Raw genomic sequence first — 23,408 nt, 5'->3', positions numbered from 1 at the left:
ACGTTTATCTGTCTAGTTTAGGCATATAAGCATCATTAGGTGCCAACATGGAAATAAAAGTCAATTATCTCGATAACCTTCGACTCGAAGCTAAATTTGATGACTTTACTGTAATTGCTGACCAACCTATTCGCTACAAAGGCGATGGTTCAGCACCAGGACCATTCGACTATTTCTTAGCATCTTCAGCGATGTGTGCGGCTTACTTTGTTAAGGTGTATTGCCTTGCACGTAATATTCCAACCGATAATATTCGCTTATCACAAAATAATATTGTTGATCCTGAAGATCGTTATAAACAAATCTTTAAAATCCAAGTTGAACTGCCTGCCGATATTTCAGAAAAAGATCGTCAAGGGATTTTACGTTCGATTGATCGCTGTACTGTAAAGAAAGTGATTCAAACTGGACCGGATTTTGTCATTGAAGAAGTTGAAAGTATTGATGCAGATGCACAAGCGCTTTTAATGCCGAATTTGGCATCTGAACACTTGACGCATATCACAGGCAAGGACTTACCTTTAGAGGAAACCATTGCCAACATGTCAGGGTTATTGGCTGACTTGGGCATGAAAATTGAAATTGCGTCTTGGCGTAACATTGTGCCGAATGTTTGGTCGTTGCATATTCGTGATGCACATTCACCAATGTGTTTCTCGAATGGTAAAGGTGCAACCAAAGAAAGTGCTTTGGCTTCTGCCTTGGGCGAGTTTATTGAGCGTTTGAACTGTAATTTGTTCTATAACGATCAATTCTGGGGTGAAGAAATTGCCAATGCAGAATTTGTGCATTATCCAGATGAAAAATGGTTCCAACCTGGACCGAATGGTGAATTACCACCAGAAATTCTGGATGAGTATTGCAAAGCAATTTATGACCCTGAAAATGAACTTTTGGGTACACATTTATACGACACCAACTCAGGTAATACTGAGCGTGGTGTTTGCTCGCTACCATACGTGCGTCAGTCCGATGGTGAAGTGGTCTACTTCCCAACCAATTTGATTGAAAACTTATATTTAAGTAATGGCATGAGTGCGGGCAATACCCTTGCCGAAGCACAAGTACAATGCTTATCTGAAATTTTTGAACGTGCAGTGAAGCGTGAAATCATTGAAGGTGAAATAGCACTTCCAGACGTACCTGCGGATGTACTGGCACAATATCCAAGTATTATTGAGGGAATTAAAGGCTTAGAAGAGCAAGGCTTCCCTATTTTGGTTAAAGATGCATCCTTGGGCGGAAAATACCCAGTGATGTGTGTGACCCTAATGAATCCTCGTACTGGGGGTGTATTTGCTTCGTTTGGTGCTCATCCAAATATGCAAGTGGCAATTGAACGTAGCTTAACCGAGTTAATGCAAGGTCGTAGCTTTGAAGGCTTGAATGACTTACCACGTCCAACCTTTAGTTCAGAGGCGGTCACGGAACCGAATAACTTTGTCGAACACTTTATTGATTCGAGTGGCTTGGTGTCTTGGCGTTTCTTTAGCGCAAAATCCGAATATGACTTTGTCGATTGGGACTTTAGTGCGGAAGGTCATGCGAAAAATACCGATGAAGCTAAAATTTTGTTTGATATTCTTAAGGATATGGGCAAAGAAGTTTACATGGCGGTGTATGAGCATTTAGGTGCTACAGCTTGCCGTATTTTAGTGCCTGGCTATTCAGAAGTGTATTTGGTTGAAGATTTAATCTGGGACAATACCAATAAGGCGTTGTGGTTCCGTGAAGACACGCTGAATTTACATCGTCTGGATGATGAACAACTTGAGGCTTTGGTTGAACGTCTAGAAGAAAGTGAGTTGGATGACTATACCGACATCAAAACCCTGATCGGGATTGAGTTTGATGACAATACGGTTTGGGGGCAATTGACGATTCTAGAACTCAAACTCATGATTTATTTGGCTTTACAGCAATTTGAAGAAGCCAAAGATCTAGTTGAGACTTTCTTGCAATACAACACCAATACGGTTGAACGAGGCTTGTTCTATCAATGTTTGAATGTTGTATTAGAAGTAGAACTGGATGATGAAATGGAACTTGAAGATTATGAAGTCAATTTCCGTCGCATGTTTGGTGATGAACACATGGATGCAGCCGTAGGTTCAGTCGATGGTCGCGTTCGATTCTATGGTTTAACCCCAACCAGTATGAAACTGGAAGGATTGGAGCGTCATCAGCGCTTACTCGATAGCTACCAAAAATTGCATGCAGCACGTGCAAAATATGCAAATCATGTTCAAGCTGAATTGTTGGTCTAATTGATTTAAATTCGTTGTAGTCATAATACGAATTTTGGCCATACTTCTTGCAGGAGTATGGCTTTTTTTATGGGGTTAACGTGACTTTTTTGCACAACTATTGAATAGTTAAATCGCCTCTAAATCACTTCAATTTAAGTGGTCACTTGAGTATAGGGGGAGATCTGGTTCAATAAATTTATGAAGCCTGATTATACTTATGAATCTTATTGACCTGACATTGAAAGTGTCTTGCACTGAATTGATCGCTCAATAACCTGACATCAAGTTTGTGAATGGTGACAGTGATGATGTGTAGTAGCAATAAGTTAGTTTTGTTTGAATAGATTGAATAGATTGAATAGACAGTCCAAAGACAATGGTTCCTCATAAAGAAACTACATTAATTTGATCACAAAAGATCCCAGTCAGGGATCTTTTGTTATGTATGAATCTAAGTTTTATCAGGTATCAAATCGATTGGATTTCACCAAAGCGGAATAATCAGATCCGAGATTTGTACGCTGAAAATTGAATACTTGATCATCGGCCTGAACGAAAAAGATATTTAAAAAAAATACTCCTAACACATCCAACACCACTCTGTGCTTAAAAATCAATCAATTTAGCTTGGTCATTGTCAGAAATAATCAGATTCTCATCTCACAACCAAAGTTGGTTCAAAAATTGCTTATATGTTTATTGTGGTGCGATTTTGCATACAAGAATTAATTTTGAGTCATTTTGGCTCATAAAGAATAAAGGCTAAATTGAGAGTGGGAAATCATGGAAATTTATACTCAACGATTAGAAACAGTTACAGAAGAGAGTGACTTTGACATCATTGAGCTGAATTTTGATACACGTCAAAAGAGCCGTTTTCGTGCAACTTTAAAAAATGGGGTAGATATTGGTGCAGATTTACCACGTACAGGTATCTTACGTAGCGGATCGTATATTGCGACTGAGAGCGGGAATATTCTAAGGGTTGAAGCACAAGCTGAAAAACTGATGAAAGTTTCTGCATCCCATGAATTTGATTTACTCAAAGCTGCCTATCATCTAGGCAATCGTCATGTGCCACTCATGCTGACACCAACAGCTTTATATTTCGAGCCAGACCATGTTTTGGCAGAAATGGTTCGAGGCTTGGGATTAAGCGTTGAAGATGTCGATCATCCTTTTGAGCCTGAAAGTGGTGCTTATGCACAACACCAACATGATCATCGTTTAAGCCCAATCAAGACTTTGCACCATGTCCATCACTAATCCAGCGCAACTATTAAGCCTATTAACACTGTCTTCTACGGCATTACCGATAGGGGCATATTGTTACTCCCAAGGTGTAGAAAGTGCAATTGATCGTGGACTCATTTATGACGAAGCCTCCAGTATTGCTTATTTCGAGGAAGTGCTCGAAATGCTTCTGGTACGTTTTGAATTGCCCGTGCTGAAACGATTAATGCAATACAGTGAGGATATTGAGCAGTTTGATTACTGGGCAAACTTTTATCGTGCTAGCCGTGAGAGTAAGGAACTGTTGGCAGAATCCAAGCAACTGGCATTTTCACTCAATGCTTGGATTCGAGATGTTTTAAAACAACCAGTTAAAGTCAACAAACATCTCGGCTTTGTACCTGTCTATGGACACTTGTGCGGAAGTTTAGGACTTAATGAAACCGATGTGCTGACGGCCTATACCTTTACTGTTTTAGAAAATCAGGTGTTGGCCGCTGTAAAAACAGTTCCACTGGGACAGATGAGCGGGCAGCGTATTTTATGGCATTTACATGGCTTGATCCCAGAAGCGATCAATCGCGCACTGACGCTGAGCGATACCGAGATCAGCAGTGCCTTACCCCAATACGCCATGCTGAGTATGCATCACGAAACACAATATTCCAGACTATTCAGATCATAATTGTTAGAGGAAAAAAATCATGTCACAACGTAGCCCATTACGAGTAGGAATTGGTGGACCTGTGGGTTCGGGGAAAACAGCCTTAACCTTAAATTTATGTCAGGCTTTACGTGAAAAATATAATATGGCGGTGGTGACCAATGACATTTATACCAAAGAAGATTCCAATTTTTTAACCCGTAACGAAGCCATGTCACCAGACCGAATTGTCGGTGTGGAAACAGGGGGCTGCCCACATACTGCAATTCGTGAAGATGCGTCCATTAACCTCGCCGCTATTGATGATTTATGTGAAAAATTTGATGGGCTAGAACTCATCATTATTGAAAGTGGTGGTGACAATTTAGCCGCAACTTTTAGCCCAGAGCTTTCAGATTTAACCCTGTATGTCATTGATGTGGCAGGTGGTGAAAAGATTCCACGTAAAGGAGGCCCCGGGATTACCAAATCAGATCTGTTAATTATCAATAAAACAGATTTGGCTCCAATGGTGGGCGCAAATTTAAGTGTGATGGATCAAGATGCAAAACGCATGCGGGGCGAAAAACCATTCCTATTCACCAATATGAAAACCCAAGCAGGTTTGGAACAAATTATTTCTTTTATTGAAAAACAAGGCTTATTTAAAAACTGATTCGGGGAAACATAATGACTTATTTAAAAAGAACTTTGGTGACTTTCGCTGCTGCATTTCCCATGTGGGCAATGGCTCATCCCGGACATGCGCATCAGAGTAGTTTTATGACCGGTTTTATTCATCCTTTTACGGGTCTTGATCATTTAATGATGGCAATGGCTTTTGGTGTATTGCTTTGGTCTGCGACTACACGTTGGAAATTTGCAGGTTTAATTGGCTTGGTGGTTGCCATGGTGGGTGGTTTTGTATTGGGTCAACTTAACATTTTTTCTGCGAGTATTGCGGAATACGGCATTATTTTTTCATTGTCTATATTAGTCATCGCACTTTGGAGCAAAGCCAATCGCTTGTTTGCACTGGCCACGATGATTCTCGCAAGTTTTCACGGCATGGCGCATGGCACAGAGTTGAGCCAATCCGGTCATGTGGTGGGTTTGGTTATAGGCATGGTCGTTGCAATGTCTTGTATTTATGCCAGTGGGCTAGGGCTGGGTGCATTCGTTCAAAAATACGTGCCGCATGGTAAAAAAATTATTGGTGGCATTGCAGCACTCGTCACACTGATTGGTTTAGCTTAATGGTTTTATGTCGGTTTTCATGCTGAAACGGTAATAGCTCACATTTTAGTATTCGTCACATCAGAGGAATAATGCAAGATTTAACCTTAAGTCGAACGCATGATACACAATTATGGTTTGCCAAGTTAGAGCTCGGCTTTCAGGCGCAAAAACAGCCTGAATGTACGGTATTACATCACCGCAAACATTATGGTCCGGTGCGGGTACAAAAAATGTTTTGGCCAGAAAAGACGGGTGTGTGTCATGCCATTATCGTGCATCCACCCGCAGGTATTGCCGGTGGTGATCATTTAACTTTTGATCTGTCGGTAGATGAACAGGCACATGCTGTGGTGACTACCCCAGGTGCGGGAAAATGGTACAAAACTAACGGCAAAAAGGCCTATCAACATATCAATATCAGGTTGAATGGCAATGCTATTTTTGAATGGTTACCACAAGAAACCATGTTGTTTAATGGGGCAAATGCACATTCAGAAACCCTTATTCATTTGGATCAGGCAGCCAGTTTTATTGGCTGGGACATGCTGGTCATTGGTCGGCAAGCACGCGATGAAAAATTTAGCCAAGGGGCATACATTAACCAATTCAAACTATTTCGCAATCAGAACCTGTTGGTGGCGGATACGTTGAGTTTTAAGGGTAATGATCGTTGGCTAAGTTCATGCTTAGGCATGCATGGACAATCTGTTATGGGCAGTTTCTGGGCCGTTCCACCCACCGAATATCGTGCCAGTGTTTATCTGGAACAGCATCTTGATTTAATTCGCGAGCTAATCATGCGTATGGATTTGCCCGTGACCTTAACGCTGTTGGATGATGTGATTTGCGCACGCTTTTTAGGTCAGGATGTTCGGCAATGCCATGATGCTTTTGCAGCGATTCGGGCGAAACTCAGACGCTATTGGTACGATCTGGATGAAGAGTTTCCGCGTATTTGGAGAACTTAGCGACTTTTCAGCAATTGTGAATATACAAAATAGCCTAAGTTTCATTCACACGTTGAGCATGTAGTACATAAAAAGCGTCAGGTTAAGAAAGGTAAAAGATATGGAATTAAATCCAACAGAAAAAGACAAGCTTTTAATTTTTACAGCGGGTTTGCTTGCAGAGCGCCGTAAAGCACGCGGTTTGAAATTGAACTATCCCGAAGCGATTGCATATATCTCTGCGGCATTGCTTGAAGGCGCACGAGACGGCATGAGTGTAAGTGAATTAATGCATTACGGAACAACTTTGTTAAGTCGGAATGATGTAATGGAGGGAATTGCGGAAATGATTATTGAAGTCCAAGTTGAAGCCACCTTTCCTGATGGTTCCAAACTGGTCACCGTCCATCAACCCATCATGTAATGACAAAAATAAGGAACAACGATGATTCCAGGTGAAGTGATCACGCCAGATCGTGATATTGAGTTAAATGTTGGACGCGAAACGCTCAAAATTACTGTGGCCAATGCAGGAGATCGCCCGATTCAAATTGGTTCGCACTTCCATTTTTATGAAGCCAATGATGCATTGCTATTTGAACGGGAACAGACCAAGGGCTATCGCCTTAATATTGCGGCTGGTACCGCAGTGCGTTTTGAACCGGGGCAAAGCCGAGATGTAGAGTTGGTGGCTTTGGCGGGGAAGCGGGAAGTTTACGGTTTTGCGGGTCGAGTGATGGGGAAACTTGACTAGATAGAAATAGAAAAATCTTTCAAGAATTTAGAGTAATCCAGAATGAAAATGTCACGACGCGCATATGCGGAAATGTTTGGCCCCACAGTTGGTGATCGGGTTCGCTTGGCGGATACCGAATTATTTATAGAAGTCGAACAAGATCTGACCACTTATGGTGAAGAAGTTAAATTTGGTGGCGGCAAGGTCATCCGAGACGGCATGGGGCAATCCCAATTATTGGCGCAGGATGTCGCAGATACTGTCATTACCAATGCGCTAATTGTCGATTGGTGGGGCATTGTCAAAGCCGATGTCGGTTTGAAAAATGGCCGTATTTGGAAAATCGGAAAGGCGGGAAATCCCGACATTCAACCGAATATTACCATTCCTTTAGGTGCTGCGACTGAAGTGATTGCAGGTGAAGGACAGATTCTCACAGCGGGCGGTATTGATACGCACATTCACTGGATTTGTCCACAACAAGTTGAAACTGCACTGATGTCGGGTACAACCACCATGATTGGTGGGGGAACTGGACCCGCGGCAGGTACATCGGCCACCACCGTGACACCGGGACCGTGGCATATTGCGACCATGCTGCAAGCCATTGATGATATGCCCATGAATATAGGCTTGTTAGGCAAAGGAAATTTGAGTTTGCCTGACCCAATTCGCGAGCAGATTGAAGCAGGTGTGGTCGGCTTAAAATTGCATGAAGACTGGGGTTCAACGCCAGCTGCCATTGATAATTGCTTGACTGTCGCAGATGAATACGATGTGCAAGTGGCAATTCATACCGATACTTTAAATGAGAGCGGCTTTTTAGAGGAAACACTCGCGGCATTTAAACAGCGCACCATTCATACCTATCATACTGAAGGTGCGGGTGGTGGACATGCCCCTGATATTTTAAAAGCCATTGGTCAAGCCAATGTTTTGCCATCCTCAACAAATCCGACCCGTCCATATACCATCAATACCATTGATGAGCATTTGGATATGCTGATGGTCTGTCACCATTTAGACCCTGCAATTTCCGAAGATGTAGCATTTGCAGAAAGTCGGATTCGCCGTGAAACCATTGCTGCCGAGGATATTTTGCAGGATTTGGGGGCAATTTCCATGATGTCATCCGATTCACAGGCCATGGGACGTGTGGGTGAGGTGATTATTCGCACATGGCAAACCGCGCATAAAATGAAAGTGCAACGTGGACCTTTAGAAGGCGATACGCCACATAGCGATAACCATCGGGTCAAACGCTATATTGCCAAATATACCATTAACCCTGCGATTACCCATGGTTTGAGCCATGAGGTGGGTTCGGTTGAAGAAGGTAAACTGGCGGATTTGGTGCTGTGGAAACCGGCATTTTTTGGGGTGAAACCTGCAATGATTATTAAAGGCGGTATGATTGCCGCTGCACCAATCGGCGATATTAATGCCTCAATTCCAACGCCTCAGCCTGTGCATTATCGTCCAATGTTTGGGGCAAATGCGCGTGGTGTGCATAACACCTGTATTACCTTCTTGTCTCAGGCGGCAATTCATAATGGTGTGGCTGAAAAATTAGGGTTGAAGAAAATCATTTCGGCATGTCAAAACACCCGAAATATTTCAAAAGCCGATATGAAGCTCAATACCTATACGCCAGTCATGGAAGTTGATCCAGAAATCTATGAAGTACGCGCAGATGGTGTGCATTTGACCTGTGAACCTGCCGCCGTATTGCCAATGGCACAGCGTTATTTCTTATTTTAATTTTGTATGTAACGTTGAAAAGCCTGCCAAATGGGCGGGCTTTCCCGCTAACGATAAGACGATGCCTGTGAGTGGCAGCCGTCAGAATATTTCAATAAAACCGCTGTATTTACAAATAACAAAGCTATATTGATCTATCTTCCGAGGAATATAAGTGACACAAGATTATTTACGTGGGCAGGAACTCATCGACCACATTCAGCATGCACCTTATTCACGCGATTTGATTGGCTATCATGGTGAGCCACCCAAAGTACAATGGCCGAATGGGGCTCGTATTGCAGTGCAGTTTGTACTGAATTATGAAGAAGGGGGTGAAAACCACATTGAACATGGTGATGCTGGCTCCGAACAGTTCTTATCCGAGATTATTGGGGCAGCAAGCTTTCCCGATAAACATATGTCGATGGATTCCATGTATGAATATGGTTCTCGTGCCGGATTCTGGCGTATTCATCAGGAGTTTAAACGACGTAATTTGCCCATGACAATCTTTGGGGTGGGCATGGCATTAATTCGCAATCCCTATATTGTACAAGCGATCAAAGACGCAAATTATGATGTGGTTTCACATGGTCAGCGTTGGCTACATTATCAAGACATGCCGATTGAACTTGAACACCAATATATGGATCAGGCCATCAGTGTTTTGGAAGCCTTATTTGGACAAGCACCTATCGGTTGGTATACCGGTCGGGATAGCCCGAATACCCGTCAGTTATTAGCCGAGTTCCCGCAGATCAAATATGATTGTGATTACTATGGGGATGACTTGCCATTTTGGAGTCCATTAACAGATTCCTCAGGTGATAGCCGCCCACATTTAATTATTCCCTATAGCTTGGACAGCAATGACATGAAGTTCAGCTCCCCTGGGGGTTTTAACAGTGCTGAGCAATTTTACCAATACTTAAAAGATGCCTTTGATGTGTTATATGCAGAAGGGGAAGCCTCTCCGAAAATGTTGTCGATAGGTATGCATTGCCGGATTTTAGGGCGACCGGGACGTTTTAAAGCTTTGCAAAGATTTTTAGATTATATTCAATCTCACGACAAAGTTTGGATTTGCAGGCGCGGGGATATTGCGGAGCACTGGTATCAGCATCATGCTGAATAAGAGAACACGAAGGGTTTTACTTTAAAAGAACTGGCATTTCTTTAAGCTTTATTACAAGAGATACATCCTTAACCTGAGTTAAGGATGTATAGCAAATACAGTGGTAATTTTAATCTTAGAAATGCACCACGGAACGAATAGACTTGCCTTCATGCATTAAATCAAAAGCTTCATTGATTTTTTCTAAGCCCATGGTATGGGTTACGAAAGGTTCTAATTGAATATCACCTTTCATGGCATCTTCGACCATACCTGGCAATTGAGTGCGGCCTTTCACTCCGCCAAATGCAGTTCCCATCCACTTACGACCTGTAACTAACTGGAACGGACGCGTTGAAATTTCCTGACCGGCACCTGCAACACCAATAATAACCGACTGTCCCCAACCACGGTGTGCACACTCTAATGCAGAGCGCATAACATTCACATTACCAATACATTCAAAGGAATGATCGACACCCCAACCTGTCATTTCAACAATCACTTGTTGAATTGGTTGTGCATAATCTTTTGGATTTAAGAAATCAGTAGCGCCAAACTGTTTGGCCAGTTCAAACTTGTCTGGATTGGTGTCGACAACAATAATACGACCTGCTTTGGCCTGTTTTGCACCTTGCACTACGGCAAGACCAATACCACCCAAGCCAAATACAGCAACAGAATCGCCTTCCTGTACTTTAGCTGTATTGTGTACAGCACCAATTCCTGTAGTTACGCCACAACCCAATAAGCAGACTTGCTCATGATTGGCTTCTGGGTTGATTTTGGCCAAAGAAACTTCAGCCACAACCGTATATTCACTAAAGGTTGAACAGCCCATGTAGTGATAAATAGGTTCGCCGTTATATGAGAAGCGTGTAGTGCCATCTGGCATAACACCTTTGCCTTGAGTAGCACGTACAGCAACGCAAAGATTGGTTTTTCCAGATTTACAGAATAAACATTCTTTACATTCAGCGGTATACAGCGGAATTACATGGTCACCGGGTTGTACACTGGTCACACCTTCACCAACTTCCACCACAATACCTGCACCTTCATGCCCCAATACCGCAGGGAATACACCTTCAGGATCATCACCTGATAAGGTAAAAGCGTCGGTATGGCAAACGCCTGTATGCGTGATTTTCACTAAGACTTCACCTTTTTGCGGTGGGGCAACATCGATTTCAACGATTTGAAGGGGTTGACCCGGGGCAAAGGCTACGGCTGCACGTGATTTCATAAAATTCTTCCTGATAAGATTATTTTAAATATGACTTGAGAATTTTGGCGATATCGACAAATTCCTCTTTTCGCTCTTGCTCGGTTGACTCGCCTGTAACGAGAGTATCTTTTAAGTGAATTTCTAGCATTTCATTCATTAAGCCATTAATGGCTCCACGGACTGAACATATTTGTTGAAGAATTGCTCCGCAATCTGCATTTTCTTCTAATGCATTTTCAATGGCTTGGGTTTGACCTTTAATACGTCTGACCCTGAGCAGAATTCTTTTTTTATCTTCAATTTGGTTCGGCATGAAATCTGTCTTTGGCTTCTTTGATAGTATAGTACCCTATAGTATAAAGAGGGGCAATCATCCGACTAAAAAAATTAAAATGTCGAGCAAAAAAACAAGCCCTAAAGGTGTCGAAGGGGCAACGTTGTTTTTTTATGGAATTAGATCAATTTTATGTCAGGCACTTTCACGGATGCCAGAAGCAATGAGATGACGTAGGGCGAGTCTCTCTAGAGAAGTGTCAGCCAGAAGACAATTTGGAAAACAGCAATCTCCTATAATCAGGCAAATTTTTATAGTGGTTGTCGTATGAATTTATCCGCAGTCTCAGATCTCCGCAGTTTACGAAATTATCTGCTTCAATATAGCCATAGTGAAGCAATCACAGTGGATTGGTCACTGATGCAGATTTGTACGCATTGTGCTCAGACCATTCTTTGTGCAATGACAGGCTATCCGAAGTTAAAACCGCGGATTATTCGCAATACCATTGGTCCTTGGGTTTTGGCTTGGTTTTTCTACCGTAATCGAATGCAGCATAATTTACAGGCAGACTTAGAGGGGGCAGCAGCAATAGAGGTACAGCATCGTCCAGCTTTAGAGATTTTGATACAGATTATTGATCAATTTTTGGCTTATGAAGGTCAGCTTCAGCCACATTTTGTATTCGGTAATTTAACGAAGGCGCAGTATGACCGATATTTTACCTTGCATATTCAGGATCATTTCTCGGAGGTGAATTTTCGCACTGAATCATAATTTTTTTGGCTCAGGTTTTGCTTGAACGATGCTCGATCAAATCTGAACGATAAGCACATAATTTTGATATGATCGGAATGCAATGGATGGAACAGCACCAAAAGAGGGATTTAAGCATGCGATCAAATGTATTACTCGATAAATGTAATTGGTCTTTGCTGCGTATCTTTCGCGTGATTGTTCAAGAAGGCAGTTTAAATAAAGCTGCGATCAAGCTTTTTCTCACCCAATCCGCGATTAGCCAAAGCCTAAAAAGACTGGAAGAGCAAATTGGTGAAACGCTGATTGTGCGCACAGGGGGCAAGTTTTACTTAACCGCAACGGGTGAAATTGTTTTTGAAGCGAGTATGATGATTTATAGTCAATTATTGGACTATGAAGAAAGACTGAATACAGAGAAAAATAGCTTATCAGGTACGATTAAACTTTTGGTGCTGAGCCGTATAGAATCGAGCCGGTATGATCAGCTCTTGCATGATTTTCATCAAAAATATCCATTGGTGGATTTTCAGGTTGATGTTTTAAAGAGTAAAGAAATTCAACAGTTGTTATTACAAAAAATTCCCGCTTTGGGCATTGGGATTAATCAAACCCATCATCCAAAATTGAATTACCATACCTTAATTAATCAAAAATACGCACTATTTTGCAGTGATCAACATCCGCTTTATCACGAGAATATTCAAAGCATTGAGCAAATTAAAGGACATGGATTTATTTCTTTCCAAAGTGAACAGTTAAATAATCCAGCATCGCCATTAAATGAGGTGCGGGAAAGCATTCTGAAAAATAATAGGCTATTAGTGACCACCAATAATATGGATGAAGTGATCCGGTTTATTCAAAATGGCATTGGTATCGGGCTATTGCCCAAAAATATTATTGAAAAAAGCCAGAAACAGCGGTTGTTTAAGCAACTGCCGCCATTTCCCTATGTCTCGATTATTCCAATATCCGTGGCTTGGCATAAAGATAGAGAGCTCTCCTTACTGGAACAGTATTTTATTAATGATCTAAGAAGTGTATTTCACAGCAGTTCTTGAAAACATGGTGTCTCGTCTTCAGGTGATACCGTTTTCAATTATTCTGAATTTCCCCATACAGCTAGCAATTTTGTGCTGTTTTGCCCGTATAATGCCGCCTTAAGTTTAAGCAGATGAACCTTGTCGGTTTGATCAAAGATGGTATGCGGATGGCATGATGTGGAAGACCTTATTAAATTTAACTCATAGTCAATTGGGGGTGTTCATGGCACCGCTCATTTTTATTGCGGCTATGACGGGTCTGCTGTATGCCTTAACTCCTCAAATCGAGCAGAGCATTTATCGGCAACAGTTATTTGCTGCACATCAGCCAGAGCAGGAGCCACAAGCTTTAAGCTTACAGGTTAAAGCGGCACAACATGCCTTGCCTGATGGCGCGACTATTCTGGCTGTACGTACTCCAGCAACCGCAGACAGCACCACGCGTGTTCTGTATCAATCCGCTGAAGATGCTGTGACCAGTACGGCTATTTTTGTGAACCCTTATACGTTGGCGATACAAGGTCAGTTACCTGTCTATGGTACGAGTGGTGTGTTACCTGTGCGGACTTTTCTGGATCAGCTACACCGTAATTTGTTCTTGGGTGAATGGGGGCGGCTTTATAGTGAACTGGCCGCGAGTTGGTTGGGCATTTTTACCCTCACGGGCTTGTTGCAATGGTGGCTGAAGCGAAAAACAATTCAACAAGCGTCACATGAGCGGCATACGTTCATCAGGTGGCATTATCTTACGGCATTACTGATATTGCCCATGTTGTTATTTTTATCCCTGACCGGACTCACGTGGTCAAAATGGGCAGGTGAGAATATTGCGCAAATTCGGCATTGGCTAAACAGTGACACACCAAGCTTAAACTTGCAGATTGCGCATGTTCCGCAGACAACTGCTCCAAATTTACACGCAGAACATCATGCCATGATGCAGATGTCAGCTTCTGCAATGCAAAAGCTAGACCTGAATCAGTTTGATCAAATTATTGCAATTGCTAGAGCCAACGGTTTGATGGCAGCAGCCTTACAGATTAAGCCGAGTTATGACATGCATCTGGCATGGAAGGTTGAAGAAATGAATCATCGCCATCCGATTCAAGTCGATGCTTTAGCGGTAGACATGCAGCAGCACAAAGTCATTGATGCTGTGCATTTTCAGGATTTTCCACTCTCGGCCAAACTGACCCGCTGGGGCATTGATATGCATATAGGCGTGCTGTTCGGCTGGGTGAATCAGCTGCTGCTTGTGATCAGTGCGTTAGGCATCTTGGTGATTATTCTCTTGGCCTATCGAGCATGGTGGAGTTATAGCCGACCGATTCAAACCATACAGAGTTTTAATGAAAATTTAAAACGTCTGTGGCAACAGCGTAACTTGAAGCCTTTAATACTGCTGTCGGTTGCGATGGTTGTACTGTATTGCTTAGTCCCAATCTGGGTACTCAGTATCGTATTCTTTCATGCTGTTTTTGCACTGGTGCAACTGTATAAACACTTTAAGCGTCCATCTTAATCTTTATTTTAATTTCAATTGATTAGCGCGAAGCTACAACTCAAGCTAGAGATGTGAAGTACCATGCATGTGCATGGTACTCCTGTCATTTATGCCAAATTTTCTAGCACAAATTGTGGGGATTTGAGAAAGAGGCGAATGAGTGCCTGAGCAGAACTCGAAGGTTGGCGGACACCACGCTCCCAACTTTCTAAAGTCCTGACCGAAATGCCAAGTTTTGTGGCAAGTTCGAGCTGTGAAATCTGCATTTTATGTCTGGTTCGGATAATGCTTTCTGACCAGTTAAAGGCTTGCTTCGAGACATAACGCTCATGAAATACCTGAGCTTGTGCTGATAAATGCATGTCATGCTCCCGATTCAATAGGCCAGTTGTAGCAATAATCTAAACAGTAGTGCAATCACCAACAGTCCCAGAAACCCTGCTAACCAAAGCACAATAAACCACTGAAATTGAGATAATTTCATAAGTCACTCCTTAATGGTAGCCTTCATCACCAACACGGACTTTGTCACGGAACACCCAGTACGACAAAATGGTGTACATGATAATGATTGGGATTAAGATTAAAGCCCCGATAAGGGCAAATAATTGACTATTGGCGGGTGCAGCGGCATCCCAAATGGTGATGGATGGTGGAATGACGTAAGGGAAAATGCTGATTAAAAAACCCGTATAGGCCAAGAACACCAAAGCCAGCGTATACAAAAAGGGTGTCGATTCCTGCTGTTTGCTACAGGCCTGAATGGTGAGATAGCTAAACACCACCACCAATATTGGCACAGGGCTAAAATAGAGCAATTGCGGTTGAGTAAACCAACGCTCAGCAATGCGGGGATGCGCCATAGGGGTATAAATACTCACCACCACAAAAATGATGAACAATGCCAGCATCAATTTCGGCATCAGTTTATACATCTGTTGTTGTAGATGCTGGTCGGTTTTTAATATCAGCCAGCCACAACCGAGAGCAGCATAAACAATCACAACGCCTAAGCCGGTAAACAATGAAAAGGGAGTCAGCCAGTCGAGACCACCGCCCGCATAACGACCATCCACAATATGAATGCCTTGAATATAAGCGCCTAAAATGACTCCTTGTAAAAAGCTTGAACAGAAAGAGCCACTAATAAAAGCTTTGTCCCATAAATGCTTGGTGCGATTGGCTTTAAAGCGAAATTCAAAAGCAACCCCACGGAAAATCAAGGCAATGACCATGAGAATAATCGGTAGATAAAGTGCAGAAAGTACCGCCGAATAGACCATCGGAAATGCTGCAAATAAACCAGCACCACCCAGCACCATCCACGTTTCATTGCCATCCCAGACTGGAGCGACGGTATTCATCATTACATCGCGTTCTTGTTGGCTTTTTATAAAAGGAAACAGAATCCCAATCCCTAAATCGAAGCCATCTAGGACCACATAAATAAAGACGCCAATGGCAATAATGACAATCCAAATTAAAGATAAATCGATCATGATGATGCTCCCTGATTTTGATCGTCAATAAAGTCATCTGCGGCACTTAATGGGCGCATTGGTGTTTTAAAATGACCTACACCACCAACTTCTTCAGCAGTACTATGAATAAACTCAGGTCCTTTATGCATGAGTTTCAGCATGTAATAAATGCCGATCCCAAATACGATGCAGTACACCACAACAAAAATAATTAATGTGAGTCCGACTTGTTCCGCAGAAACAGGAGAAAGCGCATCTTTGGTACGCATCACCCCGTAGATTACCCAAGGTTGGCGTCCAACCTCCGTGGTGAACCAACCCGCCAGTAAAGCGATAAATCCTGAGGGCCCCATGAACAATGCGAAACGTTGCAGCCATTTATTTTCATAAAGTTGATTGCCTTTTCTGAGCCAGAGTCCTGCCAATGCCAAGAGCAACATCAACATGCCTAAGCCAACCATAATGCGGAAGCTCCAGAACACCACAGTTGAATTAGGACGATCTTCAGGGGCAAAATCTTTTAACCCCTGTACGGTGCCATCTTTAGAGTGTGTCAGAATGAGGCTACCGAGATTGGGAATGGCAAGGGCATATTTGGTACGTTCTTCTTGCATATCTGGAAGACCAAATAAATAAAGCGGCATACCTTCATCATGATTGGTTTCCCAATGACCTTCCATCGCGGCAAGTTTGGCAGGCTGATGTTTTAAGGTATTTAAGCCGTGGGCATCTCCAATCAACACTTGCAGTGGTGCAAGAATCAGAATCAGCCAAAGCGCCATCGAGAAAGATTTTTTGACCAGTTCATCACGACGACCTTTGAGTAGATGCCATGCCGCTGTTGCTGCTACCAGTAAGGCCGCAACCATAAAGGCCGCAATCGCCATATGTGCTAAACGGTAATGAAAAGAGGGGTTAAAGACAATAGCAAACCAGTCTTGCGGCACAATCACGCCGTTTTCGATGCTAAAGCCTTGCGGGGTTTGCATCCAACTGTTTGAAGATAAAATCCAGAACATGGAAATACAGGTCCCGACTGCGACCATTAAGGTGGCAAAGAAGTGGGCTTTTTTACCCACGCGCCCCCAGCCGAAGAGCATAATGCCCAAGAAACCGGCTTCTAGGAAAAAGGCACTTAATACTTCATAGGCCAATAATGGCCCGGTGACACCGCCAGCAAAACGTGAAAATTCACTCCAGTTGGTGCCAAACTGATAGCTCATCACCACGCCCGAGACCACGCCCATGCCAAAAGCGACCGCAAAAATTTTCACCCAGAATTTAAACAAGTCCTGATAAATTGGGTTGTTGGTTCTTAACCAGCGCCATTCAAGTACAGCCAGAAAGCTGGCAAGCCCAATGGAAATTGCTGGAAAAATAATATGAAAGGAAACGGTAAAGGCAAACTGAATACGTGCCAGTTCCAGTGCAGTTAAACCTAAATTCATGCTGTCACCCCACGCAATGCTGGGTGCAACGTTAGGAAATATTGAGATGAATTGGGCTCTACCCACATTGGAGTATCAAAAAAAGATATAAACATAAGATCTGTCTCTTCGATGCAATAAAATGAAAAGCACAGCAAAATTGCTGCGTGACTTAGATTGCAAAAGACAGTGGTGGTGCTCGACCTTGAGGAATGAGAAAGAGCTGCTGTAGTTCAAAGAACACATGCAAGAAGTTTTCACGGAATGCCAGAAAACGAATCTGTATTCGCAGTAAAATCAGCTTGAAATCAGTCTCGGGTAACGGCAAGACATGGCTATAGACTACGCAGTACTGACACTGATGATTAGCATCATGATGTGAGTGCGTTGTTGGACTGGCTTGATCGTTGCTTGCTAGAGTATGCCCCAAATATTGCGAATGATCCGTCATGTTCATCATGTTGTGATGCTGATGGGACTGCTGCAAATTGGGTGAAGTGTTGGTGGAAAAATCACCTATTTTAAGTGCTTGGGCAATAGTTTCACAGACAGGAGAAATTTGGAACTTCTCTGGCAAAAGTGGCTGTAAAAACACCGCTATCTGTAATAAGACTGCAAAGAAACCAAACAGTCTTCCGAAACACATAAGCACCTAATGTGATCTCTTTTGGAAATCATTAGCACAACACTATAGCAAATGTTTTGTGAAATGGTAGACATAAATCTCATGAAATCATATATAAACCACTGAAATTTTGACTGGATGGTGAATTTTTCCTCAAGCAAACTCAACCAAGCGCAAGGTTAAACCAATTGATTCACGCGTATGTATTATGTTAGTTTCCGCCTCGCACAATTGATGGATGTATAGCGGGTTGAGAACAGCTTTGGTTCTCGCTTTAATGGCGATGTTTTTACAAGTAGCTGTATTTTTACAGCCACTCTTACCTGAGAAATTTCAGATTTCCCCGGTATGCGTCACTATTGCCGAATTAACGCTACAAGTACAATCATCCACTCATCAAACGCTGCATCATTCAACTGCGGACACTTCGCAGTCTCATGATCTGTTGCAAATGCAGCATTCCACGTCTAAGCACCAACACCAACTGGATCATCACTGTATTTTCTGTACCGTGTATGGACATTTGCTGCCGTATTTAAATATAGAAATTAAAGAAGTGGTTAAACGCTTAAATGTTCGCTTATTGGCATTTCAACAAGCCTTTCGCCATGTTTTCTTTGTTTTACAGCGGTTATTTCTAAGTCCTCAGGGACGTGCCCCACCAGTATTGGCCTAAATATTTACATAAAGCATGCACAGATATTGGAATCTTCCAATGGTTTGTGTTGAGTCTGGTTTGAATCATTGTCTGTATGACTGCGTAATGGCATAGGTATTTCACATCTTATGCTTTGAGTGCTGTTGCAACAGGCAAACCTCATCCTGGGATTTCATCTATTGCTTCCGTGGCACAAGCTTGGCGATGAAAGAAATATAGCGCTGCCTGTACCTGTAGCTTGAGGGAAATTCAAACCATTCAATTATTCCATGAAACCGGCATCACTTGCGCACCTTGCGGAGTTTGCATGGATTTCAGCATTAGAATTTTAGGTTTTATTTCATGGCGAAATTTATTGTTCATCCGCTCACGTTGAGTATTTTGCTGGCGCAACTTTCAATCAATGTGGTTTTTGCCGCTGAAGCAACTGAGCAAGACACGGATATTACACAGTTATCCACCATTACTTTAACCGCAGAAAAGCAGGATGAACGTCATACTTCATCACAAGCCATCACCCAGTTTAATCATGATTTATTGGATGTGCCTTTTACCAAGTCGCATGTGTCCGAGACGGATATTCAAAATCATAATGTACAGCGCATTAGCGATGCTTTGTCATTGGTGAATGGGGTGGTGTATCAAGACAGTTATGGTGGCGGATTTTGGGATAATTACTCATTCCGTGGCTTTAGTACTGACCCAAACATGGGGACGATTTACATGCGTAATGGCTTGAGTTCTGTGAGTGGCATTCATACACCTCGAGATATGGTGAATATACAAGCGATTGATTTCTTAAAAGGTCCGATGGCAGCCATGTATGGACAAGGGGCGATCGGTGGCATCATGAATATCACCACCAAGCAACCAGAATGGCAATCTAAAGGCAGTTACAGCCTGAGTGGCAGCACCTTAGAAGAATATCGAGCTGCGCTAGATGCTACGGGTGCAGTGAATCAGGCGCTGGCTTATCGACTAGGCTTGGCCTATGAAAATAATCAGAGCTTCCGTGATCACGTAGACAGTCAACACTATTACATTGCCCCACAATTGGCTTGGAAGATTTCAGAGCAAACCCAACTGAATTTAGATACGGAATTTGCACAGTCCAACGGGGTGTTTGATCGGGGCATTCCGATGCTTAATGGTCAATTGACGCTGAATAAAAAGACCTTTTTGGGTGAGCCGAGTGATGGCGATATCACGATTAAAGATCAGATGTATCAATTGCGCTTTAATCATGCATTTAATGATGATTGGAACACTACTACAGCCATAACTTATAACCATGGTGAGCGCGCGGGGACTTCCACTGAAATTTCATCCATTGCGGTGGATGGCCGTACCGCCAATCGTTTCCGCCGCGCCAGACAATTTGAAACTGAAACCAGTAACTTCCAATCGATTTTACGAGGCAAATTTAATACCGGTTCAATTCGGCATGAATTGGTTACGAATGTTGAAGCAGGGCATTACACTATTGATCAATTACAACGCCGTAATGCAGCAGGTACAAGTAGTCCGATTGATCTTTATCAACCTGTTTATGGTGAAAATATTTTGCCTTTAACCCGCACCACCAAGAACACGAAAGAAACGCAAGAGATGTTGGGCTTTAATCTCCAAGACCACATTTTCTTGAATGATCAGTGGAATATCTTATTGGGTGGTCGTTTTAATCGTTTAGAACAACAGATTGATGATCATCGTACAGGAAAAAGTGCGAATCAGGCCTTTAGTCCATTTACCCCACGTGCGGGAATCAATTATCAACCCACTGAAAAGTTGTCATTTTATAGTAACTGGGGCAAAGCGTTTGAACTGAATACGGGGCTCAATAAAAACAATGCACTGTATGAGCCTGAAAAAACAGAAAGTTGGGAAGTAGGTGCTAAATATCAGTTCTTAGCCAAAAGCTGGTTAGGTCTGACATATTTTGATATGCAAAAACAGCATTTGTTAACCGAAGGCATTAGCGATAGTTATGTGGACAGTGGGCGAGTGCAAAGTCATGGACTGGAATTTGAGTTACAGCATCAACTGACTGAACAACTGCGTATAAATGCGAACTATACCTTTACCGATGCTTCTGTCGTGGAAAGTGAAGTTGAAGAGAAAGGTGCAAGACTGAAAAATATTCCAAAACATACCGCAAATTTGAGTGCGGATTACCAGTTTAATCTGGCAGGACATGCTTCGGGTTTAATTGCCAATCTGAATTATTACGGCAAGCGCAGTGCAAACTATATTGATAATGGTACAAGTTTGCCTGATTTCACTGTCGTGAATGTGGGTGGCTATCTGCAATTCCGTCCTGATGTGCGTGCCCAGTTGAATATTGAAAATCTGTTTGACCAAGATTATTACGTATCGAGTTATACCAATAACTGGGTACAACCGGGCGAGCCACTGAAGGCAACTCTGACTTTAAACTGGACATTCTAAAAGACCAGGCCAGGGCTGTCGTTTATGCAGCCTATGCCCATCTTTTCAAAGAGATTTGCACTATGAAAAAAACCTTAGTATGTAGTTTTGTCTTTGCCAGTTTATGTTTGGGCTGTAACCAATCAGAACAAGCCGAACAAAAGGACAGTGAGCATGTAAAAACCATGAACGTGATAGATCCTGAGCTGCAAAAGTGGGTCGGTCATTACAAAGGAATTACCCCATGTATCACCTGTTCTGCATTTTGTGATGGATGTGAGGGCACAACGGTCGAAATTTATCTCAAGTCCGATCAAAGCTTTCAATTGCGACGTACCCCGAATAGCGACACGCAAAAAGCTGAAGAGTACCAAGGGCATTTTGCCTTTGAAGATTCTGGAAAACTGAAAATTCAACTTCAGGGTGTTAAAGAGCGCAATCAGCTTATTTTTGGACAGGATTATGTTGAAGTGATTGATGTCAAATCTGGTGCATCTTATCGAGACTTTCCTGATTTTCAGTTGGTGAAAATCTAATTTTTAAAATATTGTGATTGAGAAACAAAGGCAGCGCATTTGCTTATTAGGGCCGAATAATTGGTCATTGCAGCTAAAAAGCACATGAGTTCTCAGTCATGCTTTTGAGTCAAGTGCGCGTCGATGTTGGTAGCCCTTAAGTTGCAGTTTTGGGCAAACCGACATCCGACTTTTGTTTTTGTGTCCGTATTCACTGAATACATGTATAAAGTTTATCGAGTTGTTGAACTTCCTTAACATACTGCATTATTCAGCATGACTCAGCCTTGCTAAAAACATCAAACGCGCTTTTTAATTGAATAGTTGCTGTGTATGATGATGAAGGATCATAAAGTCGAATAGGGAGAATTTGACACAAAGTTATAAAATTATACTTTTGAGGTATTTCACAAAGTCTTATTTTTAACTTAAAAATAAGGATGCTTTTAAAAGTTCGATGCTTCAGGCATCGAAAAAATACGCCATCAAAGGATTTTGATTGGTACAAAAGTTGCTGTTAAGCAATTAGGTCTTAGCTAGGTGAAAAAGGATATGACATCACTCAGCCAACAGATGAATATGAATCATTATTCGCGGCAAGCGGATTATGCTCAGAATTTGATGTCCGTGATTTGCGGTGAACACCGTTTGGACACCAGTGCGCGTGACACTTTAGATTTTCATTATGATGGTATGCGTTTGCCGAATCGGAATATGGCCATCGGCACGATCAGTTATGGTGCAAATGTATCCATTAATATCTCGAATTTAAAAGCTTATAGCATTAGTTTGCCGATACAGGGTACCCAAGCCTTAAAGATACGGGGTGAAAACTATGTTTCTGATGCCAATCGAGGCTTGATTGTTTCGAATAATGATAGTCAGGAATTAATCATTGACCGGCACTGTCAAAAATTGCAGGTGGTTATTCCTGAAAAAAGTATGCACATGGTTTTGGCCGATTTATTGGATAAGCCAGTAGAACAGCCGATTATTTTCAACCCGGAAATGCATTTGGCCTCCACGCAAATGATTGAAGTGTGGTGGAAGAATGTGCAGAACTTTTTGCAGTTCAATACTCAAAATAATGGGTTTTTCGGGTTGCAAATGTTGTCTCAAGATTATGAAAACTTTGTGATCAAGGCATTATTGCTATCGCAAGAGCATAATTATACGGCTGCATTGAAAATGCAGGCACAACAACAAGAGCCGCTGTATATCCGTAAAGTCAAAAATTTCATTATTGAACATGCCCATGAAGAAATTTGCGCTGAAGATTTGCAACGCTTGGCAGGTGTTTCCAAATCTAAACTCTATGACGAGTTTCAGCAGTATTATGGCACCAGCCCAATGGCTTATTTAAGAAAATATCGTTTGCAGCAGATTTATAAAATTTTAAGTCATGCCAATGTGAATTCTAAACTGTCGATTTCTAAACTTGCCTATGACTGGGGCTTTACCCATCTCAGTCGTTTTTCTCAGGATTATAAAGAGGAGTTTGGAGAAAAGCCGAGTGAAACTAAACTTAAAAACCGGCAATAGTCCCCATCAAAAAAACCTGAT

Annotated in this window: 23 protein-coding genes; 17 read left to right on the top strand and 6 right to left on the bottom strand. The window is 42.3% G+C overall.

The annotated features are described in order from the left end of the window. Window positions 1-47 precede the first annotated feature (47 nt). The 10 genes from AC6CHI_RS10790 (at window position 48) to puuE (ending at window position 9,925) form a co-directional block, all read left to right on the top strand. Window positions 48-2,267 carry an OsmC domain/YcaO domain-containing protein gene (locus tag AC6CHI_RS10790; RefSeq protein WP_498121229.1) on the top strand — a complete coding sequence of 740 codons (2,220 nt, stop codon included), beginning with the start codon at window positions 48-50 and terminating at the stop codon, window positions 2,265-2,267. A gap of 765 nt (window positions 2,268-3,032) precedes the next feature. Beyond that, window positions 3,033-3,515, top strand: coding sequence for an urease accessory protein UreE (ureE, locus tag AC6CHI_RS10785; RefSeq protein ID WP_498121228.1), 483 nt, complete (start codon window positions 3,033-3,035; stop codon window positions 3,513-3,515). Then, window positions 3,502-4,167, top strand: a complete 666-nt coding sequence (locus tag AC6CHI_RS10780) for an urease accessory protein UreF (RefSeq protein ID WP_498121227.1) — start codon at window positions 3,502-3,504, stop codon at window positions 4,165-4,167. Before ureE ends, AC6CHI_RS10780 begins: the two co-directional genes overlap by 14 nt. Window positions 4,168-4,186: 19 nt before the next feature. Beyond that, window positions 4,187-4,801 (top strand): urease accessory protein UreG, encoded by a 615-nt coding sequence (gene ureG / locus AC6CHI_RS10775; RefSeq protein ID WP_458892440.1) that lies wholly within the window; start codon window positions 4,187-4,189, stop codon window positions 4,799-4,801. Between the two features lie 14 nt (window positions 4,802-4,815). Further along, on the top strand, window positions 4,816-5,382 hold the full coding sequence (locus AC6CHI_RS10770) for a HupE/UreJ family protein (RefSeq protein WP_498121225.1): 567 nt from the start codon (window positions 4,816-4,818) through the stop codon (window positions 5,380-5,382). A 71-nt stretch (window positions 5,383-5,453) separates the two neighbouring features. After that, window positions 5,454-6,332, top strand: coding sequence for an urease accessory protein UreD (locus AC6CHI_RS10765; RefSeq protein WP_498121224.1), 879 nt, complete (start codon window positions 5,454-5,456; stop codon window positions 6,330-6,332). Window positions 6,333-6,432: 100 nt separating this feature from the next. Further along, window positions 6,433-6,735 carry an urease subunit gamma gene (gene ureA / locus AC6CHI_RS10760; RefSeq protein ID WP_498121223.1) on the top strand — a complete coding sequence of 101 codons (303 nt, stop codon included), beginning with the start codon at window positions 6,433-6,435 and terminating at the stop codon, window positions 6,733-6,735. Window positions 6,736-6,756: 21 nt separating this feature from the next. Next, complete coding sequence (locus AC6CHI_RS10755) at window positions 6,757-7,065, top strand: urease subunit beta (RefSeq protein WP_498121222.1); 309 nt, start codon at window positions 6,757-6,759, stop codon at window positions 7,063-7,065. 42 nt (window positions 7,066-7,107) lie between these two features. Beyond that, window positions 7,108-8,808 (top strand): urease subunit alpha, encoded by a 1,701-nt coding sequence (ureC, locus tag AC6CHI_RS10750; protein WP_498121221.1) that lies wholly within the window; start codon window positions 7,108-7,110, stop codon window positions 8,806-8,808. Between the two features lie 154 nt (window positions 8,809-8,962). Further along, window positions 8,963-9,925, top strand: a complete 963-nt coding sequence (gene puuE / locus AC6CHI_RS10745) for an allantoinase PuuE (RefSeq protein WP_498121220.1) — start codon at window positions 8,963-8,965, stop codon at window positions 9,923-9,925. 115 nt (window positions 9,926-10,040) lie between these two features. Here puuE and AC6CHI_RS10740 read toward each other — a convergent pair whose 3' ends face one another. Together AC6CHI_RS10740 and AC6CHI_RS10735 are read right to left on the bottom strand one after the other, a co-directional pair. Continuing rightward, window positions 10,041-11,150, bottom strand: coding sequence for an S-(hydroxymethyl)glutathione dehydrogenase/class III alcohol dehydrogenase (locus AC6CHI_RS10740; protein WP_458892447.1), 1,110 nt, complete (start codon window positions 11,148-11,150; stop codon window positions 10,041-10,043). Between the two features lie 19 nt (window positions 11,151-11,169). Further along, window positions 11,170-11,445 carry a metal/formaldehyde-sensitive transcriptional repressor gene (locus AC6CHI_RS10735; RefSeq protein WP_458892448.1) on the bottom strand — a complete coding sequence of 92 codons (276 nt, stop codon included), beginning with the start codon at window positions 11,443-11,445 and terminating at the stop codon, window positions 11,170-11,172. A 288-nt stretch (window positions 11,446-11,733) separates the two neighbouring features. Here AC6CHI_RS10735 and AC6CHI_RS10730 point away from each other — a divergent pair, with 288 nt between their 5' ends. From AC6CHI_RS10730 to AC6CHI_RS10720, 3 genes are all read left to right on the top strand, one after another. Continuing rightward, window positions 11,734-12,183 (top strand): DUF1569 domain-containing protein, encoded by a 450-nt coding sequence (locus AC6CHI_RS10730; protein ID WP_498121219.1) that lies wholly within the window; start codon window positions 11,734-11,736, stop codon window positions 12,181-12,183. A gap of 116 nt (window positions 12,184-12,299) precedes the next feature. After that, a complete protein-coding gene (locus AC6CHI_RS10725) occupies window positions 12,300-13,226 on the top strand; it encodes a LysR family transcriptional regulator (protein WP_458892450.1) in 927 nt (308 codons plus the stop codon). Between the two features lie 154 nt (window positions 13,227-13,380). Next, window positions 13,381-14,730: a PepSY-associated TM helix domain-containing protein gene (locus AC6CHI_RS10720; RefSeq protein WP_498121218.1), complete on the top strand. Its 1,350-nt coding sequence runs from the start codon at window positions 13,381-13,383 to the stop codon at window positions 14,728-14,730. Window positions 14,731-14,819: 89 nt separating this feature from the next. Here AC6CHI_RS10720 and AC6CHI_RS10715 read toward each other — a convergent pair whose 3' ends face one another. From AC6CHI_RS10715 to AC6CHI_RS10700, 4 genes are all read right to left on the bottom strand, one after another. Further along, a complete protein-coding gene (locus tag AC6CHI_RS10715) occupies window positions 14,820-15,074 on the bottom strand; it encodes a helix-turn-helix domain-containing protein (protein ID WP_498121217.1) in 255 nt (84 codons plus the stop codon). A 132-nt stretch (window positions 15,075-15,206) separates the two neighbouring features. Continuing rightward, a complete protein-coding gene (gene cydB, locus AC6CHI_RS10710) occupies window positions 15,207-16,211 on the bottom strand; it encodes a cytochrome d ubiquinol oxidase subunit II (RefSeq protein WP_498121215.1) in 1,005 nt (334 codons plus the stop codon). Continuing rightward, complete coding sequence (locus AC6CHI_RS10705) at window positions 16,208-17,641, bottom strand: cytochrome ubiquinol oxidase subunit I (RefSeq protein ID WP_458892453.1); 1,434 nt, start codon at window positions 17,639-17,641, stop codon at window positions 16,208-16,210. The genes cydB and AC6CHI_RS10705 overlap by 4 nt, the downstream gene beginning before the upstream one ends. Window positions 17,642-17,792: 151 nt before the next feature. Then, entirely contained in the window at window positions 17,793-18,266 is a 474-nt protein-coding gene (locus tag AC6CHI_RS10700; protein ID WP_498121214.1) for a DUF2946 domain-containing protein, read from the bottom strand. Between the two features lie 262 nt (window positions 18,267-18,528). Between AC6CHI_RS10700 and AC6CHI_RS10695 the strand changes: the two genes are divergently transcribed. The 4 genes from AC6CHI_RS10695 (at window position 18,529) to AC6CHI_RS10680 (ending at window position 23,387) form a co-directional block, all read left to right on the top strand. Continuing rightward, window positions 18,529-18,921 carry a DUF2946 domain-containing protein gene (locus tag AC6CHI_RS10695; RefSeq protein WP_498121252.1) on the top strand — a complete coding sequence of 131 codons (393 nt, stop codon included), beginning with the start codon at window positions 18,529-18,531 and terminating at the stop codon, window positions 18,919-18,921. 324 nt (window positions 18,922-19,245) lie between these two features. Beyond that, window positions 19,246-21,351 (top strand): TonB-dependent receptor, encoded by a 2,106-nt coding sequence (locus tag AC6CHI_RS10690; RefSeq protein WP_498121212.1) that lies wholly within the window; start codon window positions 19,246-19,248, stop codon window positions 21,349-21,351. 62 nt (window positions 21,352-21,413) lie between these two features. Next, on the top strand, window positions 21,414-21,866 hold the full coding sequence (locus tag AC6CHI_RS10685) for a copper resistance protein NlpE N-terminal domain-containing protein (protein ID WP_498121210.1): 453 nt from the start codon (window positions 21,414-21,416) through the stop codon (window positions 21,864-21,866). A 531-nt stretch (window positions 21,867-22,397) separates the two neighbouring features. Continuing rightward, complete coding sequence (locus tag AC6CHI_RS10680; protein WP_498121209.1) at window positions 22,398-23,387, top strand: AraC family transcriptional regulator; 990 nt, start codon at window positions 22,398-22,400, stop codon at window positions 23,385-23,387. Window positions 23,388-23,408: the final 21 nt, after the last annotated feature.

Source organism: Acinetobacter sp. GQ146, from assembly GCF_059758585.1.
This window is presented reverse-complemented; position numbering and strand designations above follow the sequence as displayed.

Excerpts from the sequence above, each read along its gene's own strand:
- ureE (WP_498121228.1), top strand. The coding sequence starts at position 3,033 with ATGGAAATTTATACTCAACGATTAGAAACAGTTACAGAAGAGAGTGAC.
- AC6CHI_RS10740 (WP_458892447.1), bottom strand. The coding sequence starts at position 11,150 with ATGAAATCACGTGCAGCCGTAGCCTTTGCCCCGGGTCAACCCCTTCAA.
- AC6CHI_RS10730 (WP_498121219.1), top strand. The coding sequence starts at position 11,734 with ATGAATTTATCCGCAGTCTCAGATCTCCGCAGTTTACGAAATTATCTG.
- AC6CHI_RS10685 (WP_498121210.1), top strand. The coding sequence starts at position 21,414 with ATGAAAAAAACCTTAGTATGTAGTTTTGTCTTTGCCAGTTTATGTTTG.
- AC6CHI_RS10715 (WP_498121217.1), bottom strand. The coding sequence starts at position 15,074 with ATGCATTTATCAGCACAAGCTCAGGTATTTCATGAGCGTTATGTCTCG.
- AC6CHI_RS10770 (WP_498121225.1), top strand. The coding sequence starts at position 4,816 with ATGACTTATTTAAAAAGAACTTTGGTGACTTTCGCTGCTGCATTTCCC.
- AC6CHI_RS10790 (WP_498121229.1), top strand. The coding sequence starts at position 48 with ATGGAAATAAAAGTCAATTATCTCGATAACCTTCGACTCGAAGCTAAA.
- AC6CHI_RS10765 (WP_498121224.1), top strand. The coding sequence starts at position 5,454 with ATGCAAGATTTAACCTTAAGTCGAACGCATGATACACAATTATGGTTT.
- cydB (WP_498121215.1), bottom strand. The coding sequence starts at position 16,211 with ATGATCGATTTATCTTTAATTTGGATTGTCATTATTGCCATTGGCGTC.
- ureA (WP_498121223.1), top strand. The coding sequence starts at position 6,433 with ATGGAATTAAATCCAACAGAAAAAGACAAGCTTTTAATTTTTACAGCG.
- AC6CHI_RS10735 (WP_458892448.1), bottom strand. The coding sequence starts at position 11,445 with ATGCCGAACCAAATTGAAGATAAAAAAAGAATTCTGCTCAGGGTCAGA.
- ureC (WP_498121221.1), top strand. The coding sequence starts at position 7,108 with ATGAAAATGTCACGACGCGCATATGCGGAAATGTTTGGCCCCACAGTT.
- AC6CHI_RS10755 (WP_498121222.1), top strand. The coding sequence starts at position 6,757 with ATGATTCCAGGTGAAGTGATCACGCCAGATCGTGATATTGAGTTAAAT.
- AC6CHI_RS10725 (WP_458892450.1), top strand. The coding sequence starts at position 12,300 with ATGCGATCAAATGTATTACTCGATAAATGTAATTGGTCTTTGCTGCGT.
- ureG (WP_458892440.1), top strand. The coding sequence starts at position 4,187 with ATGTCACAACGTAGCCCATTACGAGTAGGAATTGGTGGACCTGTGGGT.
- AC6CHI_RS10705 (WP_458892453.1), bottom strand. The coding sequence starts at position 17,641 with ATGAATTTAGGTTTAACTGCACTGGAACTGGCACGTATTCAGTTTGCC.
- AC6CHI_RS10780 (WP_498121227.1), top strand. The coding sequence starts at position 3,502 with ATGTCCATCACTAATCCAGCGCAACTATTAAGCCTATTAACACTGTCT.
- AC6CHI_RS10695 (WP_498121252.1), top strand. The coding sequence starts at position 18,529 with ATGTTTTTACAAGTAGCTGTATTTTTACAGCCACTCTTACCTGAGAAA.
- AC6CHI_RS10690 (WP_498121212.1), top strand. The coding sequence starts at position 19,246 with ATGGCGAAATTTATTGTTCATCCGCTCACGTTGAGTATTTTGCTGGCG.
- AC6CHI_RS10700 (WP_498121214.1), bottom strand. The coding sequence starts at position 18,266 with ATGTGTTTCGGAAGACTGTTTGGTTTCTTTGCAGTCTTATTACAGATA.
- AC6CHI_RS10720 (WP_498121218.1), top strand. The coding sequence starts at position 13,381 with ATGATGTGGAAGACCTTATTAAATTTAACTCATAGTCAATTGGGGGTG.
- AC6CHI_RS10680 (WP_498121209.1), top strand. The coding sequence starts at position 22,398 with ATGACATCACTCAGCCAACAGATGAATATGAATCATTATTCGCGGCAA.